Annotated in this window: 19 protein-coding genes; 14 read left to right on the top strand and 5 right to left on the bottom strand. The window is 38.5% G+C overall.

The window, feature by feature from the left end; genetic code table 11:
• Positions 1-41: 41 nt before the first annotated feature.
• From panB to yjgA, 5 genes are read left to right on the top strand one after another with little or no spacing between them, the layout of a single operon-like run.
• A complete protein-coding gene (gene panB, locus D7V20_RS10170; RefSeq protein WP_120384177.1) occupies positions 42-851 on the top strand; it encodes a 3-methyl-2-oxobutanoate hydroxymethyltransferase in 810 nt (269 codons plus the stop codon).
• Positions 852-853: 2 nt separating this feature from the next.
• A complete protein-coding gene (panC, locus tag D7V20_RS10165; protein WP_120384176.1) occupies positions 854-1,699 on the top strand; it encodes a pantoate--beta-alanine ligase in 846 nt (281 codons plus the stop codon).
• Positions 1,700-1,726: 27 nt separating this feature from the next.
• Complete coding sequence (rapZ, locus tag D7V20_RS10160; protein ID WP_120384175.1) at positions 1,727-2,578, top strand: RNase adapter RapZ; 852 nt, start codon at positions 1,727-1,729, stop codon at positions 2,576-2,578.
• Positions 2,575-2,844, top strand: a complete 270-nt coding sequence (locus D7V20_RS10155; RefSeq protein WP_120384174.1) for an HPr family phosphocarrier protein — start codon at positions 2,575-2,577, stop codon at positions 2,842-2,844. The genes rapZ and D7V20_RS10155 overlap by 4 nt, the downstream gene beginning before the upstream one ends.
• 2 nt (positions 2,845-2,846) lie before the next feature.
• Positions 2,847-3,386, top strand: a complete 540-nt coding sequence (gene yjgA, locus D7V20_RS10150) for a ribosome biogenesis factor YjgA (RefSeq protein ID WP_120384173.1) — start codon at positions 2,847-2,849, stop codon at positions 3,384-3,386.
• 187 nt (positions 3,387-3,573) lie between these two features.
• Here the strand turns inward: yjgA and D7V20_RS10145 are convergent, their stop codons facing one another.
• A complete protein-coding gene (locus D7V20_RS10145; RefSeq protein ID WP_120384172.1) occupies positions 3,574-5,220 on the bottom strand; it encodes an acyl-CoA synthetase in 1,647 nt (548 codons plus the stop codon).
• Between the two features lie 191 nt (positions 5,221-5,411).
• Complete coding sequence (locus tag D7V20_RS10140) at positions 5,412-6,458, bottom strand: AraC family transcriptional regulator (protein WP_120384171.1); 1,047 nt, start codon at positions 6,456-6,458, stop codon at positions 5,412-5,414.
• Between the two features lie 124 nt (positions 6,459-6,582).
• On the opposite strand from D7V20_RS10140, the gene D7V20_RS10135 reads away from it, so the two are divergent.
• The 6 genes from D7V20_RS10135 (at position 6,583) to infC (ending at position 14,367) form a co-directional block, all read left to right on the top strand.
• Positions 6,583-8,307 carry a neutral/alkaline non-lysosomal ceramidase N-terminal domain-containing protein gene (locus tag D7V20_RS10135; RefSeq protein ID WP_120384170.1) on the top strand — a complete coding sequence of 575 codons (1,725 nt, stop codon included), beginning with the start codon at positions 6,583-6,585 and terminating at the stop codon, positions 8,305-8,307.
• A gap of 12 nt (positions 8,308-8,319) precedes the next feature.
• Positions 8,320-9,597: a D-arabinono-1,4-lactone oxidase gene (locus tag D7V20_RS10130; RefSeq protein WP_235831624.1), complete on the top strand. Its 1,278-nt coding sequence runs from the start codon at positions 8,320-8,322 to the stop codon at positions 9,595-9,597.
• A 68-nt stretch (positions 9,598-9,665) separates the two neighbouring features.
• A complete protein-coding gene (locus D7V20_RS10125) occupies positions 9,666-10,826 on the top strand; it encodes an alanine racemase (RefSeq protein ID WP_120384169.1) in 1,161 nt (386 codons plus the stop codon).
• A gap of 84 nt (positions 10,827-10,910) precedes the next feature.
• Complete coding sequence (locus tag D7V20_RS19995) at positions 10,911-11,717, top strand: YecA/YgfB family protein (RefSeq protein ID WP_213072507.1); 807 nt, start codon at positions 10,911-10,913, stop codon at positions 11,715-11,717.
• A gap of 170 nt (positions 11,718-11,887) precedes the next feature.
• Entirely contained in the window at positions 11,888-13,810 is a 1,923-nt protein-coding gene (gene thrS / locus D7V20_RS10115; protein WP_120384168.1) for a threonine--tRNA ligase, read from the top strand.
• A 5-nt stretch (positions 13,811-13,815) separates the two neighbouring features.
• Positions 13,816-14,367, top strand: coding sequence for a translation initiation factor IF-3 (infC, locus tag D7V20_RS10110; RefSeq protein ID WP_120384167.1), 552 nt, complete (start codon positions 13,816-13,818; stop codon positions 14,365-14,367).
• 86 nt (positions 14,368-14,453) lie between these two features.
• On the opposite strand, the gene D7V20_RS10105 is transcribed toward infC, so the two are convergent.
• A complete protein-coding gene (locus D7V20_RS10105) occupies positions 14,454-14,843 on the bottom strand; it encodes a hypothetical protein (protein WP_407923942.1) in 390 nt (129 codons plus the stop codon).
• 397 nt (positions 14,844-15,240) lie between these two features.
• Between D7V20_RS10105 and D7V20_RS10100 the strand changes: the two genes are divergently transcribed.
• The 3 genes from D7V20_RS10100 to D7V20_RS10090 all read left to right on the top strand — a co-directional run bounded on the left by D7V20_RS10100 (position 15,241) and on the right by D7V20_RS10090 (position 16,668).
• The gene (locus D7V20_RS10100; RefSeq protein ID WP_120384165.1) at positions 15,241-15,858 is read left to right on the top strand and encodes a glutathione S-transferase N-terminal domain-containing protein; all 618 of its coding nucleotides are present in this window, start codon (positions 15,241-15,243) and stop codon (positions 15,856-15,858) included.
• Positions 15,859-15,928: 70 nt separating this feature from the next.
• Positions 15,929-16,216 carry a hypothetical protein gene (locus tag D7V20_RS10095; protein ID WP_120384210.1) on the top strand — a complete coding sequence of 96 codons (288 nt, stop codon included), beginning with the start codon at positions 15,929-15,931 and terminating at the stop codon, positions 16,214-16,216.
• A gap of 26 nt (positions 16,217-16,242) precedes the next feature.
• On the top strand, positions 16,243-16,668 hold the full coding sequence (locus D7V20_RS10090) for a YqaA family protein (RefSeq protein WP_120384164.1): 426 nt from the start codon (positions 16,243-16,245) through the stop codon (positions 16,666-16,668).
• Between the two features lie 52 nt (positions 16,669-16,720).
• Here D7V20_RS10090 and D7V20_RS10085 read toward each other — a convergent pair whose 3' ends face one another.
• Both D7V20_RS10085 and D7V20_RS10080 read right to left on the bottom strand, forming a co-directional pair.
• Positions 16,721-17,476 (bottom strand): TonB family protein, encoded by a 756-nt coding sequence (locus tag D7V20_RS10085; RefSeq protein WP_120384209.1) that lies wholly within the window; start codon positions 17,474-17,476, stop codon positions 16,721-16,723.
• Positions 17,477-17,614: 138 nt separating this feature from the next.
• Complete coding sequence (locus D7V20_RS10080) at positions 17,615-18,883, bottom strand: MFS transporter (protein ID WP_120384163.1); 1,269 nt, start codon at positions 18,881-18,883, stop codon at positions 17,615-17,617.
• Between the last annotated feature and the right edge of the window lie 67 nt (positions 18,884-18,950).

Here is an 18,950-nt window from a genome sequence, read left to right as displayed (position 1 = left end):
TTTGAATGTGCAAGAACTCTCATCGATAGAGGAATATCGTCATGATTAGTCTAAGTGATTTAAGACAGTTTAAAGCTCAGAACCGTAAATTTTCATGTCTAACTTGCTATGATGCAAGTATGGCAAAAGGTATGGAAGTTGCTGAAATTGATACTATTTTAATTGGCGATTCTTTGGGGATGACCATTCAAGGGCATGATTCCACATTGCCTGTGACTGTAGCTGATATGGCATATCATACCGCTGCGGTGCGTCGTGCAAATCAACACTCGTTTATCTTTTGTGACTTACCATTTATGAGTTATGCAACGCTAAATGATGCGTTGATAAACGCTAAAACTGTGATGCAAGCTGGCGCTCAAATGATTAAAATTGAGGGCGGAGCTTGGTTGGCAGAAACAGTTCAAGTGTTAACACGAAATGGTATTCCTGTTTGTGTACACTTAGGCTTAACGCCACAATCTGTTCATGTATTTGGTGGTTATAAACTACAAGCGAAAACACGTGAAGCAGCTGATCAGCTGATCGCAGATTGTAAAGCGGTTGTCGAAGCAGGTGCTGCAGTATTACTGTTAGAGTGTGTACCCGCACAATTAGGTAAAGAAATTACTGAACTGTTCCCGCATGTCCCTGTGATTGGTATTGGCGCAGGTGCGGAAACAGATGGTCAAGTTCTAGTGGTGCAAGATATGCTGGGTTTGACTTTTGGTAAAGTTGCACGTTTTGTACGTAATTTTATGAAAGATCAAGCAGGTGAAACTGCTATTATTGATGCATTTAAGGCATATCATGTAGCTGTGCAAGACCAATCTTTTCCTGCACAAGAACATACTTTCCAAGTCGAGCTGTAAACATGAAAACAGAAACTACCATTCAAGGATTAACTGCATCGCTTAGTCCTGCTCGATCATCACGTAAAAGTATTGGATTTATTCCGACGATGGGTAATTTACATCAAGGCCATTTAAATCTAGTACGTGAGGCACGTAAGTTATGTGATGTTGTGGTGGTCAGTATTTTCGTGAACCCAATTCAATTTGGACCAAATGAAGACTTTGATAACTATCCTCGTACATTAGAGCAAGATCGTCATCTTTTGGCAGAAGTGGGTTGCGATATTGTTTTTGCGCCTTCTGTAGAACAAATGTATGGTAAGCAACCACGCTTAACCAATATTAGTGTGAGTGATATTACCAATGATTTATGTGGTTTACAGCGTCCAGGGCACTTTGATGGGGTCGCAGTTGTTGTAACCAAATTGTTTAATATTGTGCAGCCTAATTTTGCTTTTTTTGGGCAAAAAGATTATCAGCAATTGGCTGTGATTAAGCAGTTGGTTCGTGATTTGAATATGGCAATTGAGGTGATTGGTGTTCCAATTGCTCGTGCAGAAGATGGTTTGGCTTTAAGTTCTCGTAATGGTTATTTATCTGAACAAGATCGTCAAACAGCACCCGTGATCTATAAGTCTTTAAAAACAGCGGAACATGATTTACAAGCGGGTCAAGCATTGTCAGAGGTACTTGCTCAAATTCGTGCAAGTTTGACTGATGCTGGTTTAGTTATAGATTATGTTGAGGCACGTAGCCCAATGTTACAAAAGGTTGATCAATTTGACCAAGATGTTGTATTGTTTGTTGCAGCAAAATTGGGCAAAACACGTCTGATTGATAATTTGCAGGTTAAACATTCTGCTTAAAACTTTGCTTTTTAGGATTGCCGTGCCATGAAGCGCATACTTATCGTAACAGGACAGTCTGGTTCAGGTAAATCATCTGCTTTGCAGGTGCTTGAAGATCTAGGTTATTACTGTATTGATAATCTGCCTTTGGCATTGCTTCCTGAAATTGTTGAAAAGTTAGATAAAGAAAATAATTTGGAATTGCTTGCGCTGGGGATTGATGTTCGAAGTGCAAAAGAAGATTTACATGGTTTTGATGATGTATTTCAGCAGTTACAAAGACATGGTAGTGTGGATGTCATTTATTTAACCACACGTGATCAAGAGTTAATTTCTCGTTTTAGTGCATCAAGACGTCCGCATCCATTATCCAATCGTTTTCAAAGTTTGAATGAATGTATACAAGAAGAAAAACATTTATTACTGCCAATTCAACTAAGAGCAACGGCGCATATTGATACGACAGACAAAAGTGTACATGATTTAAAGGATACCTTATTGTCCAAACTAGGGCAGTCCGATAAACTCATTTTAATTTTACAGTCTTTTGGTTATAAACATGGTATTCCATTAGACGCAGATTTTGTTTTTGATGTGAGACATTTGCCTAATCCGCATTGGGACTTAGAGTTGCGTAAGTTTTCAGGTTTAGATGAACCTGTACGTCAGTTTTTAGAAGCCAGTGACCAAGCAAATGAGATGTACCAAGACATCTATCAGTTTTTAAATAAGTGGTTGCCTGCTTTCGCAGAAGGTCATCGTCATTATATTACGGTGTCTATCGGCTGTACGGGTGGTCAACATCGTTCGGTTTATATTGTGGATAGGTTGAAGAAGGCTTTAGAGTCTCAATGGCCTGTTCAAGTATTACATAGAGAAATGAAGCACTGGTCATGATTGACACAACTGTTGACGTAATTAATAAATTAGGATTACATGCGCGTGCATCTGGAAAACTAATCGAAGTCACGACTAAATTTAAATGTTCTATTCAAATTGGTAAAGGCGATAAATTAGTCGATGCAAAAAATATTCTTTCTTTACTCATGCTTGGCGCTGGTAAAGGAACCACCTTGCGTTTAGTGGTTGATGGGGCAGATGAAGAAAAAGCTTTGTCTGAAGTCCTTGCACTATTTGCAGATAAATTTTACGAGGCAGAATAATCGTGGCACGTCGTCCGCAACGTTTTACTGAAGATGATTTTGATTCTTTAGAAGGGCGTGCAAGTAAAACCGAACAAAAGAAAGCTGTGCAACGCATGGCTGCTTTAGGTGAACAGCTCGCAGAGTTGTCAAAGAAACAAATTCAAGCTTTACCTGTTGAAGAGCGCTTAATTGAAGCATTACTTGATGTGCAATTAATTACATCTTTTGAAGCACGTCGCCGTCAGTTTCAGCGTATTGGTAAGTTATTGCGTAATGAAGATGAGGCTGTCATTTTATCTTATTTGACACCTAAGCAAGGGGTTAAAAAGTTAGCACAACTCGATCGTTGGGTTGATCGCATGATTGAGCAACGCGATCCTGCGATTAAAGAATTTTGTAAATCTTATAATGCAGCGGAAAGCCACTCTTTACGTCAGCATGTTTTACGGATTCATCGTGATATTGCCAAAGAAGTATCCGCAGAAGAATTAGCAGCTTCTAAATTGAAGTTGTTAAATTATGCGCAACAAGTGGCATTGATTTCAGACAACTCAAAGTAATTCATTTTGCTGTAAAAACGACCTGAAAAGGTCGTTTTTTATTTTAACCTCTCCCTGCCCCTCTCCTTGGAAAGGAGAGGGAATTATTTTAAAACCTCTCCCTGACCCTCTCCTTTTAAAGGAGAGGAAATTAAACTTCTTAATAGTTCTTCACTTGAGAAGGTGAGCGTTTCACTTTGAGAATGACTTAACCCAATTCACTCTCGGCACGTTGTTTTGCCCAATCCCGTAAGATAAATTTTTGTAATTTACCTGTCGATGTTTTTGGGATTTCACAAATCACCACATCTTTCGGGACTTTGAAACGTGCTAAGCGTTGTTTGCAGAATTCAATAACTTCTTCTGCTGTAGTTTCAGCATCTTGCTTTAATTCAATAAATGCACAAGGCACCTCTTGCCAATGTGAATCAGGTTTGGCAACAACAGCAGCAGTCATAATCGCAGGATGGGTATAGAGTATTTCTTCAACTTCTAATGATGAAATATTCTCACCACCTGAAATAATAATATCCTTGGAGCGATCCATAATTTTGGCATAACCATCTGGTTGACTTACAGCTAAATCACCTGAATGAAACCAGCCGCCTCTAAAGGCTTCTTCTGTGGCTTTGATGTTCTTTAAGTAGCCCTTCATGACAATATTGCCTCGGAACATGATCTCACCCATTGTGGTACCATCGTTCGGCACAGGTTGCATGGTTTCAGGGTCAAGAACACGCATACTGTCTTGTAATGGATATGGCACACCTTGTCGCGAATGTAATTGTGCTTGTTCTTGAATGGACAAGTCACTCCAACCCGCTTGAGATGCACATAATGCAGAAGGACCATAAGTCTCAGTTAAACCATAGACATGATTGACTTGAATACCAATATGATGCATACCTTCAATAATCGCAGCAGGAGGCGCAGCGCCAGCCACCATCACTTCGACATGATGACTAAACTTGATCTGTTTGGTTTTAGGTGTATTGATCAACATAGATAAGACAATCGGCGCACCACATAGATAATCAATTTTGTGTTGATCTATCAGTTTAAAGATCCACTCAGGATCAACTTTTCTCAAGCAAATATTGGTACCACCATTGGCTGCTATTGTCCAAGCAAAACACCAGCCATTACAATGGAATAAAGGCAGTGTCCAAAGGTATTTACAACGTGGAGTCATGCCACACGCAAGGATATTACTGGCCGCATTGAGATATGCACCACGGTGATGATAAACCACCCCTTTGGGGTTACCAGTAGTACCAGAAGTATAGTTTAAGCTGATCGCATCCCATTCATCATTTGGTAAATGCCATTCAAAATTGACATCACCACCTTTGAGCCAGTCTTCATATTCAATTTGACCAATACGTGCGGTTGTATCATTTTTCTCGTATTCAATATCTGCAACATCAATGATATCAATCTGTTGTGGCACAAGTGCAACTGCTTCTGCGGCCAATGCTGCAAACTCAGGATCAACTAAAAGCACTTTAGTTTCCGCATGTTCAAGCATGAATGCAATGGTTTTGGCGTCTAAACGAGTATTCAGGGTATTTAAAACAGCACCTGACATTGGCACTGCAAAATGTGCTTCAATCATGGCAGGAACATTGGGTAATAGCACAGAAACGGTATCGTTCTTTTGGATGCCTAGATTTTGTAATTGATGTGCAAATTGGCGACAACGCATGTAGGTCTCACGCCATGAAATACGACGTGAGCCATGTATTATTGCATCTTGGTTTGGGTAGATATAAGCAGCACGTTCAAGATAACGTAATGGTGATAAAGCTACAAAATTTGCAGGGGTACGAGGTAATTCATCATATGCGCTTACCATTTTAAACTCCATGTATATTATTCTAATTTCTCGATTCAAAGATATGCATAACGACGCTGAAATGCAGTTATGCTTTAGTCGAGTATTCACGTTAATCATAGCTAGAATAGATAATTTATTTTTTAAATTAAGTATTTAAGAGTAATCTTATAAATAGATGATTTAACAACAAAAGCCAATTTAAATCGTAGTTAAATAAGCTGGTTCAATTCAACTTTTTTAAAGTTTGTTGGTGAAAATCCAGTCCACTTTTTAAAAGCTCGTCTAAATTCACGGGATTCACTAAATCCTAGAATGTGGCTAATTTCATTGATGGAATCATCATTCCTAAGCATTTTTTTAGCTTTATTTTCTAAAACGTGCTGTCTGATCAATTGAAAATTAAGCCCTTCACTCTTTAACAAACGTCTTAAATGCCGTTCACTGAAATGGAAATGCTGAGCGGCTTGTTGCATGTCAAAACGTTCAGGAAGATGACTTTCAATCAAATACTGTAACACCTGAGCAAGGCTAGGTTGATTGATTTGTTTAAATTGTTGCAAAGCCAAATCGCACATTTTAATCGCAGTCTGGTAATTGGCAGGGCTATGGTTTTTCAGCGTTCTAGACAATATATTTTTGTGAAAACGTATGATATTTTTTGGACTATTGAAGTGTACTGGACAATTAAAAATACGTTGATAGTCTGCTAAATAGCTTGAACCATCATAGCTCAACTCTAAATCAACCAGCTCTCGATGATCACCTAACATCATGTTTAAACAGCTCATAATACTGGCAAGAACTTCATCACAAAAAAAAGCATTTAAAGCACCACATGGGCAACGCTCTAAGATTTCAATTTCACAATAATCTTTTTGAATATGAAGTTTTAAGTCTAAAACACTGCCAGAAATAGGATGATAATGCAGTGCTGTTTGCATGGCTTCAGTGACATCTTTGCAGGCTTGCATGGCAAAACCAAGGATGCCCATCGCTACTTGTCCTTCGCTGCTTCCCAATAAAAGTCCTAGATTGGGTTGTTGAGTACGTTCAAGCGCATGTTGTACCACATTGCACAGCGCTGAAAAAGGAACAAAACCTTGATTTTGAATGACTTGATCAATATCGAGATTGAAATTTTCAAACCAAGCATGATAAGACCAGTCTTGTTGTTGAGCATAATGAATCAAACTACTCAGCAGGATAGGGGGAATAAAAAATTGAGAAGTATTGAATTCTGTTTGTTGAATAGGCATAAAGTCCGTTTAGCCCCCCATGTTTTTGTTGCTTTAACCCTAGAGGGTATCGCATATTTTTGATTAACTTTCAATTCTAATCCTCAAGATGAGATGTCGGATTCGGATATTAAGGACAATAAAAATGTACATGGTTGGTTGGAGTAAACAAGACATACAGATTCAACCCAGAGGCTATGCCATGTTTGGTTATGGGATGTGGACACATCGCGCAGAAAAAAAGCGTACAGCATTATTCGCACGTACCTTTTCAATTCGTGAAGTAAAAGCAACACAATCGATTTTAATTTGCTGTCTAGACTTCGGTTGTATTACCCATGCGATGCGCAGTGGTGTGGTGAATGTGCTCAAGCAAAAATTAGCAGAACGCTTTGATGAGCAGCAATTTGTTTTGATGGCAACGCATACCCATTCAGGTCCCGGTGGTTGTGCTCATGAAGCTTTGTATAACATGCCAACGCCCGGTTTTGTTCCAGAACATTTAACTGCAGTTGTAGATGCAGTTGTGGTGAGTGTTTTAGAGGCTTTAGAGACCGAGCAAGAAACACAGATTCGCTATAACACGTGCCAGTTTGATGAAAATATTCCTGTTGCATGGAATCGGGCTTTAAATTCTTACAATCGAAATCCAGATGTGGTTCAGAGGAGCATAGATGAAGCACATCTTGCACTGAATCGTGAAATGCAATTACTTGGGTTTTATCGTCACCAACAGCTTTGTGGCTTGATTTCTTTATTTGGTGTGCATGCTACTTGCTTAGGTAACAAACTGAATGCCTATGATGGCGATAATAAGGGCTATGCAGCGGCATTCACTGAACAATATCTTGTCACACAAGGCATAGACCAGCCTGTGACGATTTTTGCACAAGCTTCCGCAGGCGATGTGTCACCACATTTTCATGGAAAAAATCAGGATGCGATTCGCCGTAAAATCCAAGGCGAAGCTGAATACCAATATGCACAACAAAATGGACGTTATCAAAGTGATTTAGCCATTCAAGCTTTGTCATCTTCAAGTGAAACATTACAAGGAGCATTAGATGCAGTTTTGTCTTATGTCGATTTAAGTCAGGTTGAGATTCCGACTGAGTTTTCTAGAGGAATGAATAATGCCAAGACCAGTACAGCTTGTCATGGCGTGGCTTTCTTTGGCGGAACTCCTGTCGATGGCAAAGGTGCAGCAAAACCGATCACTATGGCCATGTCTTTGTTGTCTAAGCAAGTTCGAAAAAAACGTCTAGCTGATCCGAATTCAGCGGACTATTGCAAATATCAAGCCTTATACAGTTCTCAATTTCCGAAAGATATTATTTTGGAAAGCCCTGATAACCAACTGCTTGGAAAGGAATTAGATGCACAGCCTAGCTTATTCGATCCTTTAATTCGAGAAATGAATCGTCAAGTCAAAGCAGGTGCAATTCAATGCAGCCCATTGGTTCCGAGTGTGGTGCCATTACAGATTTTAAAACTGGGGCAATTAACCTTGATTTGTTGTCCGGGTGAAATTACCACGATCTCAGCAAAACGATTGATTCAGACAGTATACCAATCTTCACCTATGTCTAGCTCAATGCACAATGTGTGGTTGGCCTCTTATTGTAATGATTATATGGGCTATATCACCACCAATGAGGAGTATCAACAACAGGCTTATGAGGGTGGGCATACTTTATATGGTCAATGGACTTTGGCGGCTGTGCAATATAAGTTTCAAGGCTTAGCAGTACAAATCAATATAGCAAAAGCCTTACGGAAATATGATCAAACCACACGACCAGCTGTTATTCCTCAGTATGAAATTGATCGAAGAACCAATTTTGGCAATACAAAAACAGCAGTACGTTAAGGGAATCGTGAGATGAGTTCACAAAGAATGAATCAGTGGAAGAATTGGTCTGGTTATCAAACGGCGCAACCTGAACAACTGCTTAAGCCACAAAGCATTGAACAATTACAACAATTGGTTCAAGTGCAACAGAAGATTCGCGTCGTCGGCGCAGGGCATTCTTTTACACCGTTGGTGTGTACAGATGCTGCAATGGTTTCATTGGATCATATTACAGGTGTGGATTGGGTTAATGCTGAATTATCACAAGCCCGTATCGGCGCAGGTACACGCTTATTCGAGCTGGATCAATATTTACAACCGATTCATCAAGCTTTAATGCAGCAAGGTGATATTGATCAGCAAAGCTTGGCAGGTGCAGTATCGACAGGGACACATGGTACGGGAATCGATTTGCAATCTATTTCCGCTTATGTGAAAGAATTTGAATTGTTAACGGCTTCAGGAGAAATCCTACGTTGCAATGCGCAAGAAAATAAAGATATTTTTGATGCGGGGCGAGTGTCTTTGGGAAGTTTAGGGGTTCTGACCAAAATCACCATGCAAAATAGACCACGTTATAAATTAAAAGAACAGCTGGAGTTGTGTCCTGTCGAAGATTTTATGGACAATATTGAACACTGGAAAACACAGCATCGACATATTGAATGTTTTGCATTTTCACATGCCAAACAATTGATGTTGAAAACATTGGATATTACTGAGGGCGAGATTCAGCCACACAAAGCACAGTGGCCATCGGAAGATACTTTATTGACGGTATGTTGTGAATTAGTACGGAAATTTCCTGCTTTGAATCCACAACTACAAAAGCTGTTGGCCGTGTTTGTGAAACCGACAAGTTGTGTTGATTGGTCAAGTCAAATTTTCCCAGCGGTACGTGAAACCAAATTTAATGAAATGGAATATCAAATTCCTGCTGAGCTGGGTGTAGATTGTCTTAAAGAGGTTTTAGCTACACTCAAAACAGCAGCATTTTCGACTTTTTTTCCAGTCGAATTTCGCTTTGTTAAAGGGGATGATATTTGGTTGAGTCCTTTCTATCAACGAGATTCCGTTTCTATTTCAATTCATCAATATTACAAACAAGATCCTCGATTACTTTTTGATGTGATTGAACCGATTTTACAACATTATCAAGGTCGCCCACATTGGGGCAAAATGCATAGTATGAGTAGTGCACAACTGAAACTGTTGTATCCAAAGTGGCATGATTTTATGGATATTCGAGATCGACTTGATCCATCATATAAGTTTTTAAATCCTTATTTAGAAAGCTTATTTTTATGAAAAATGTTGGCAGAACTCATCGTAAATATAAATGCTGAAATATAAGATTGTGAATAAATGAGACCAGTATGGATGACTTCTTTGAACAATTGAATCGTGATTTAAAACAGCAAGACTGTGCCTTCCCTCGTTTGGTTATTGATGATCAGGCGTTTGAGCAAAATCTGCAATATGTGGTGTCTCAATTCCAATCTGCGCCACATGTGCAAGCCCGAATTGTAGTGAAATCTTTAGCCAGTCTTGAGCTATTAAAACGGATCAGTCAAAAGTTGGCGACACAACGCTTTATGGTATTTCATTTACCACAATTGCTTCCGATACTGGAAAACTTCTCAGAGGCAGATGTGTTGTTGGGAAAACCCATGCCAGTAGGTTCACTTGAATATTTTTATAGCCATCATCAGCATTGGCAAGATTCAAATATTCAATGGTTAGTCGATACACCTCAACGCTTACATCAATATCTTGAGGTTGCTAAACAAAGGTCTTTAAAGCTGAAAATTAATCTTGAGATTGATGTTGGTTTACATCGGGGCGGGATTAATTCACTGCAAACATTGTCAGATATACTCAAAACAATACGCCTTCACCCTGAATATTTACAGTTCTCAGGTTTGATGGGTTATGACGCGCATGTCACCAAATTGCCATCGATCATTAAAAATGCAAAAAATGCATATCAGGAATCTCAAGCGGTTTATCAACAGTGCATTACATTGATTCAGCAGCATTTTCCTGACCTTTGGTCAAATGATCTTTGTTTGAATGGTGGGGGGAGTCTGAGTTTTAATTTTCACGTGAAACATAGTGTCTGTAATGATCTGTCATTTGGTTCAATGTTGCTTAAACCGAGTGATTTTGACAGTGAATATTTAACTGAATTAACAGCGGCATTATGGATTGCAACACCAGTACTCAAAGTTTTGCCTTATACACAACTTCCCGGATTATCGGTATTGAATAAGTTACCCCATCGATATCAGGCTTTATTTATCTATGGAGGCTATTGGATGGCGGATTATATTTATCCTAAAGGCATTCGTCCGCATCTGTTGTATGGACGTAGTTCAAATCAAGAGATGGTGAATGTTCCTAAAAATACAAAGATTGATGTGGATGATTATGTATTCTTAAGACCAACCCAGAGTGAGGCGATTATTTCTCAATTTTCTACACTGTATTGTTATAAAGATCAAACATTTGAAACATGGAAAACATTTAGGGAGTAGAGACAATCATACAGGTGTTTAGGTGAATGATGAGTTTGTTGCTAGAATCACAGAAATAAAGATATTTGTTATTCGACTTTAATGATGAAAAAAGATTCACCACTATTGCAGAAGTTGCTTCAATTACCATCGCTTGAAGAGAACTATCCACGACTCAAGAAGTTTCCAACACAATTAGAGCAACTTGGGATTACACTTGCAGATGCTGAAGAGCTTGCAGAAATTGCAACCAATAAAAGTTTATTAGCAGGTACAGCTTCTGAATTTTTTGCTGTTCATTATGCATTATTTGCACTTGGTGGCTTAAAGTATGTAGAAGCATGTCCTAAAATTTTTACTCAATTTTACCGACTTGATGATCTTGATGATGAGTGGACATGTAGCTTTTCAGATGTTTTCTTAATCATGGGGGAAGCCGTTATTCCTTATTTGCTTCAAGGTTTACAGACAATTAAATTAGATATTGTTTATGTGTTTACAGAGTGTTTAGGTGACTTAGCTCTTCGATTTCCACAATATCGTCAAGAAATTTTAGGTGCTTTAGATCAATTACATGAACGCTTTGAAAAGACAATGTTTAATCCCAATGCGCTTTTTTATGGTGAAACTGCTGTTCTAATGGCATGGATGGATATGAAGGCTGTTGAGCGTATAGACTTAATTCGTGAGCTTAATCAAAAAGGACGCTTTGACCCACAATATGCAGGTTCAATAGAAGAGATTGAGTATGAATTCGGATTACGAGATACCCCACCACCAAGACCTCATTCGGCATTGCTAAACATGTATGGAATGAATCAACCCTTTCAAAGAACTGAAGAAAAAATTGGACGAAATGATCCTTGTCCATGTGGTAGTAGTAAAAAATATAAAAAATGTTGCCTGAAATGAGTTTATAGCGATTTATTGAAGACAAAGGTTTATAAATATTCAGCAAAGGTGTAAAATTCGACACACTTTTATTTTGTTCCACCGATTTTATCTTGAGGATTTTCCTCGATCATAATCTCGCGGTGATATGCTCCATTGTACGGGGCATCACTCCTTAAGGATTTTTAAATATGCCGATTATCACATTGCCAAATGGCGATCAAAAAAGTTTTGATCAAGCTGTGTCTGTTATGGAAGTTGCTCAAAGTATTGGGCCAGGACTTGCTAAAAATACAGTTGCAGGAAAAGTAAACGGTCGTTTAGTTGATGCAAGTGATTTGATTACCGAAGACGCTACCTTAGAAATTATTACACCTAAAAATCAAGAAGGTGTAGAAATTATTCGTCACTCATGTGCACATTTGGTGGGGCATGCGGTAAAACAATTATTCCCAGAAGCAAAAATGGTGATTGGGCCTGTCATTGAAGAAGGTTTCTACTATGACATCTGGATGCCTCGTCCATTCACACTTGATGATATGGCTGCGATTGAAGAGCGTATGAAAAAGCTCATCGATCAGGATTATGACGTTATTAAAAAAATGACGCCTCGTGATGAAGTCATCGCAGAATTTACTGCACGTGGTGAAGATTATAAATTACGTTTGATTGCAGACATGCCTGAAGAAACTCAAATGGGCTTGTATTATCATCAAGATTATTTAGATATGTGTCGTGGGCCACACGTTCCGAATACTAAATTCTTAAAATCGTTCAAGCTCACTAAAATCTCGGGTGCTTACTGGCGTGGTGATGCGAAAAATGAACAATTACAACGTATTTACGGTACAGCTTGGGCGGATAAAAAAGAATTAGCTGCATATATTAAACGTATTGAAGAAGCTGAAAAGCGTGACCATCGTAAAATTGGTAAAGCTTTAGACTTGTTCCATATGCAAGAAGAAGCACCAGGTATGGTGTTTTGGCATGCCAATGGTTGGACAATTTACCAAGTACTTGAACAGTACATGCGTAAAATTCAGCAAGACAATGGTTACCAAGAGATTAAAACCCCGCAAATCGTAGATTTTACGCTTTGGGAAAAATCTGGGCATGCTGCAAACTATGCAGATAACATGTTTACCACACATTCTGAAAACCGTAACTATGCGGTTAAACCGATGAACTGCCCATGTCACGTTCAAGTGTTTAACCAAGGTTTGAAGTCATACCGTGATCTTCCAATCCGTTTGGCAGAGTTCGGTTCGTGTCACCGTAATGAACCGTCGGGTTCTTTACACGGGATCATGCGTGTACGTGGCTTTACTCAAGATGATGCACATATTTTCTGTACGACTGAGCAAATTGGTAAAGAAGTTGCAGACTTTATTAAGCTGACTTTAGATGTGTATAAAGACTTTGGCTTTGAAGAAGTACAAATGAAACTTTCTACTCGTCCTGAAAAGCGTGTAGGTGCAGATGAACTTTGGGATGTTGCTGAAAAATCTTTAGCAGATGCTTTGGATGAAGCAGGTCTTGAATGGGAAGAACAACCAGGTGAAGGTGCGTTCTATGGTCCTAAGATTGAATTCTCATTGAAAGACTGTTTGGGACGTATCTGGCAGTGCGGTACAATTCAGTGTGATTTTAACTTACCATTACGTTTAGAAGCTTCTTATGTCACTGAAGATAACGATCGTGACCATCCAGTGATGTTACATCGTGCAATTCTTGGCAGTTTTGAGCGATTTATTGGTATACTAATTGAACACTACGCGGGCTTTATGCCACCATGGTTGGCTCCAATCCAAGCATGTGTAATGAATATTACCGATTCTCAGGCGGTTGCGTGTGAGCAAGTCGTCGCAAAACTCAAAGAAAATGGAATTCGAGCAATTTCAGACTTGAGAAATGAGAAAATCGGATTTAAGATTCGTGAACGTACTTTAGAACGTATTCCATATTTATTGGTTCTTGGTGATCGTGAAGTGGAAGAGGGTACTGTCAATGTGCGTACTCGTTCTGGAAAAAATTTAGGTACTATGTCAATTGATGCATTTGTTGACCTAGTGAAAGCAGCCGTTGCCGAACGCGGCCGGTATATTGTGGAGTAAGAAAGATTAAACAGCCTGACCGTAACCAACAACAAGGTGCTAAAAGCAATCGTCCTGCATTAAATGATGAGATTAAGGCAAAAGAAGTCCGTCTCGTCGCTGCAGATGGTGAGCAAAAAGGTATCGTAACGCTTGCAGAAGCGTTGCGTGCTGCTGAAGATGCAGATCTTGACCTTGTTGAGATTGTGGCAAATGCAGAGCCGCCTGTTTGTAAAATCATGGACTTCAACAAACATTTATTTGATCTGAAGCAAAAGCAAAAAGATGCTAAAAAGAAACAGCATCAAGTTCAGGTTAAAGAAATTAAATTGCGTCCAGCTACAGACGTTGGTGATTACAACATCAAGCTGCGTGCTATTCTGAAGTTTCTTGAAGAAGGCAACAAAGTTAAAATTACTTTGCGTTTCCGTGGTCGTGAAATGGCTCACCAACAGATTGGTCTAGCTCAATTACAAAAAATTGAAGCAGATGTGGTTGATCATGGTGTGATCGAACAAGCACCAAAAATGGAAGGTCGTCAAATGGGTATGTTACTTGGACCGAAAAAGAAAAAGTAATCCGTTCATTTGTTTAAAAAAGCACTGCATCAGCAGTGCTTTTTTATTGGCTATGACAGCGATTCAATCAGTTTTGAATGCTTAGATTATTCATTAAGTTGAGGTTTAGTTCCTGCTTCAACAATAGGAATATTTGCTTCAGTGGGAACATAAATGATTTGTTGGATTTTTCCATCACGCAGTGCTTCACCAAAAGCACCAATAAATTCTTGTTTACGATATTCAGGGTATTCTTTTGCAGCCTGTCCAACCAGTTTGATTGCTTCGGCACGTAATTTGGCACTTTCTAATTCTGCTTTAGCGACTTGTACTTGAATCATTTTTGATTGTTCAGCCTCTGCTAAGGCGGCTTGGCCATCCATCCCTTGTTTCCAAACTTTGTAATGTGGCCAGCCAAATAAAAATAAAATAATGAGTACAACAAGAAAGATCGCACCAATCAGTACGACAAACAGGTCTAAATTTTTTTGTCGCATATAGTTCATTTTTCACCTACGTTTGAATTGAAATAAGCATACTGGGTTTCAATATATGTATGCTTTAATCAGATCGTTCAATTTTTTGCTTCAATCTTTATAATGTTTCTTCAAAGAATTTAACATCTTATAGATATAATAAAAATGCTCTTTGAAAATCTACTTGATATTTATCTGAAATCAGTTGAGGTATTGAATATAAACTTTATTTGAAATGTAAAAAAGTTAAACAATATCAAAAGGTGATATTTATCTAAATTCTAAAGGTAGAGATCACAATTTATCTGATAATAATTGCAAAAAACTTATGTTGGTTGGGTGTTGAATCGTGTTATACAATGAATATTTCCCCCAGCTATAAAATTTAGAAATACATGAAAATGCAGAAGGATGAAACATGATTGATTTATATTATTGGGGCACACCCAATGGTCATAAAATTACCATTGCTTTAGAAGAAATGGGTTTGGATTATCAAATTTTCCCCATCAATATTTTAGAGAATGATCAATTTCAGCCTGATTTTCTAAGCATCTCACCAAACAATAAAATTCCAGCAATTGTTGATCAAGATGGACCGAATGGAGAGGCAATTTCCGTATTTGAGTCTGGTGCTATTTTGCAGTATTTAGGGCGGAAAACGGGACTCTATTATCCAAATAATGAACAAGATCGTGTTGAGGTAGAACAGTGGCTCATGTGGCAAATGGGTGGTTTTGGTCCAATGCTTGGGCAAAATCATCATTTTAGTCAATTTGCCAAAGAAAAAATTCCTTATGCAATTGATCGCTATGTGACTGAAACAAAACGCTTATACGGTGTTTTAAATCAACAACTAATCGGTCAAAAATTTGTAGCAGGTGAGTATTCAATCGCGGATATGGCGATTCTGCCATGGATTTTACGCTATGAATGGCAACAGATTCAGCTCGAAGATTATCCTTATGTTAAAGAATACGTTGAGCGTATGACTGCTCGTCCAGCAGTGCAAAGAGCATTATCGATTAAAGTATAAATATGTTTTTATGCTAAACTCAAAAACCACCATTTTGGTGGTTTTTGAGTTTTTGTATTTGGGCATAATCATGAAAGCATTCTTTTTAAACTTAACGGGTATTCTCGAATCAAATTCAAAAATTTATTGGAGTGTGATTGTTGGAATTGCGGGATGTTTAATTTTATACATTGCTGAAATTGTTCATATTCAAAATCTATTTTCTCAAATCAATTCTCAAGATACTTCTGTTGTCAGAGCAATGATTGATCCGATTGCTCAACGTTACCGAACCGCACGTTATGTCTTATTCGGTATTGCCATATTGTGGTCAGTGTTTGAATATTTCAAAGCAAAAAAGCGTTTGAATTTGCAGTAAGATTTTAAGCAAAGATTAAGTACTTGATGGCTTATTTCTTACTCTTTATTTCGGCATTTGGTGCAGCAACGCTATTGCCTTTACAGTCTGAGGCTGTATTGTTGGGGGTGTTGACACAAGCTCAGTTTTCCGCATATTTATTACTTTTGGTTGCGACGATTGGAAATGTTTTAGGCTCATGTGTCAATTGGTATTTGGGTTTAAAAATAGAACAATTTAAACATAAAAAATGGTTTCCAGTGTCTGAGAGAAACATGCTGAAAGCTGAGAAAATTTATCAAAAATACGGTTTTTGGTCATTATTATTCAGTTGGACACCGATCATTGGTGACCCGATCACTTTGGTTGCAGGTTTGATGAGGGAAAATTTTTGGCGCTTTCTTTTAATCGTGACTTTTGCAAAAGCCAGTCGTTATCTTTTTATTTATTGGGTTTATCTAGGCCTATTCTAAAAGGCTCTAAAATTAAAGACGCTATTTGCGTCTTTAATGTTGCGGTAAAAGCTTATTTACAATCATTTTGCTTAAATTGAATTTGATCCGTAAAACTGGATTTTTTATAGATCCATAAGGTGCGATATGAGCGCTTCACACTGACTTGAGCATGTTCAACGGCTTCAATAACCTGTTGATCAATTGCATTTACACCAGACAGTTTAGTGAGTTTCACCTGAGCAATTTCACCTTGTTTATTCAACTTAAATTTGAATTTGACCACACGATCCTTATTTTTCAGTAGTGATTGATCGAGTGCGAGTGAAGGTTGTTGCAGATAACGGAATGCAACTGATTTATCTTTTTCTTGTTTAATCCAATTTTGAGAATTAAATGAATAAGTACATTGTTTCGTTTGAGATACTCGATCTTCAGCATTGTTTAAACTTAAGGTAAATGTCTGATAGCCAACGATAGGAATGGCTTTACCATTCTTCTGTACAGATTTGACTTTTGCCGCTTCAACAGCACGAATCAGTTTTTGGTCTAATGCACGAAGTCCTGTACTTTCTTGTACATCAGCTTCAACTACTTTCCCAGACTTATCGGTCTGCACTCGAATAATTGCAGAACGATCTTCATCCTTTAAATCAGCTGTTTGGTAGCTAACTTGAGGAAATTTTAGCCATTGAATACGTGTGGTGAGATGCTGAGCACCTGATTGCTCAGTGGTTGTGCCTTCGACTTTAATCGTTGGAAGTTTTTCTGTGCCATGTGAGTAAACTGGCAGATATAAAAGGCAACTTAATACAAGAACTTTGTTCATAGAATTGGCGATCATGCATTGATATTGCATGAGAGTTGTTAAATTGAACGAAGTATTTATCGAATTTGATGTTCAAGCAATAGAAAATGCACCCAAAGGTGCATTTTTTTATCATTTCTAAATTATGGAATCAGCTATTTATGATTTATCAGAAGGTTCTGAGTGACCACGGGTAATATCGACATTAAATAAATCGGCTGTTTTGACCCAACTGATCGCCACAACGGCCATGGTCATACAACCGCCAAAAACTGTGGCAGCAATCGTACCCATATATTTTGCAGCTAAGCCTGATTCAAAAGCACCTAATTCATTACTGGAAGACACGAACATGCCATTCACTGCGGCAACTCGACCACGCATATTTTCAGGTGGATAGACTTGTAAAATGGTTTGACGCACGACCACAGAAATACTATCGCAAGCCCCTGTCATTGCGAGCGCAAATAATGAAAGCCAAAGATGATTTGAAAACGCAAACAGCAAAGTAAATAGACCAAAACCAGCAACAGCCAATAACATATTTCGCCATGCATGTTGAGTTGGTGGGAACTTTGTTAATGCAATCATGGTGATGAGTGCGCCTATTGAAGGCGCAGCACGTAAATAGCCTAAACCTTCAGGCCCGACTTTCAATATATCTTCGGCAAAGATGGGGAGTAGAGCAATCACGCCACCAAATAACACAGAAACCAAATCCAATGAAATCGCCCACAAGACAATCTTGGTTTTCCAAATAAAACGGAAACCTTCACTTAAACTGTCCCAAAGATTATCGTGCTCCATGGCAGGGAAGCTACGTTTCTTGAGTAAAGAAATAAGACAGAAGCAGATAAATAGAAGTACGGCAACAGAGAGTAAACTGGTTTCTCGCCCTAATCCAGCCAACATAAAACCACCGAGCATCGGGCCAATGATGACGCCACTTTGCCAGCCGATCGTCGTCCATGTCGCACCGTTGGCATACAATTCACGTGGGATTAAAAAGGGTTTTAATGATGTCGCTGATGGATTGTAAAATCCTCGAATGGTACCCAGTGCAAAAATAACAGCATAAATCCCCCAAGACAGTAGGTTTACACTGATGTGCCCTTGATCATAATTGTGAAATAACCACCACAACACTAAGGGTAGAGGAAAAGAAAAAAATAAACATACTTTCATAATGCTTTGTTTATTCAACTTATCTGCAAAATAGCCACCCCAAAGAGAGAGTGCAATAAAAGGGATCGCTTCTGCTAAACCGATTAATCCTAAAGTCAGTGGATCTTTGGTAATTTGATAAAGTGAATAGGCAACAATAATTTCTTGAATAAGGATTGCCAGTGTTAAGCAGAATTGGTTGATTGTGACGATTGAGAAATCGCGATATCGAAGGGCGGCAAAGGCATCCTGAGCAGGGTTCATAATTATCCAGCTTTATCATAATGTGATTATTATAGTGTGAATAATAAACATCATGAATCATTTTTAT

Source organism: Acinetobacter rongchengensis (assembly GCF_003611475.1).
Lineage (GTDB): Bacteria > Pseudomonadota > Gammaproteobacteria > Pseudomonadales > Moraxellaceae > Acinetobacter > Acinetobacter rongchengensis.
The sequence above is the reverse complement of the archived record's forward strand: the minus strand, read 5'-3'. Positions and strand labels throughout refer to the sequence as shown.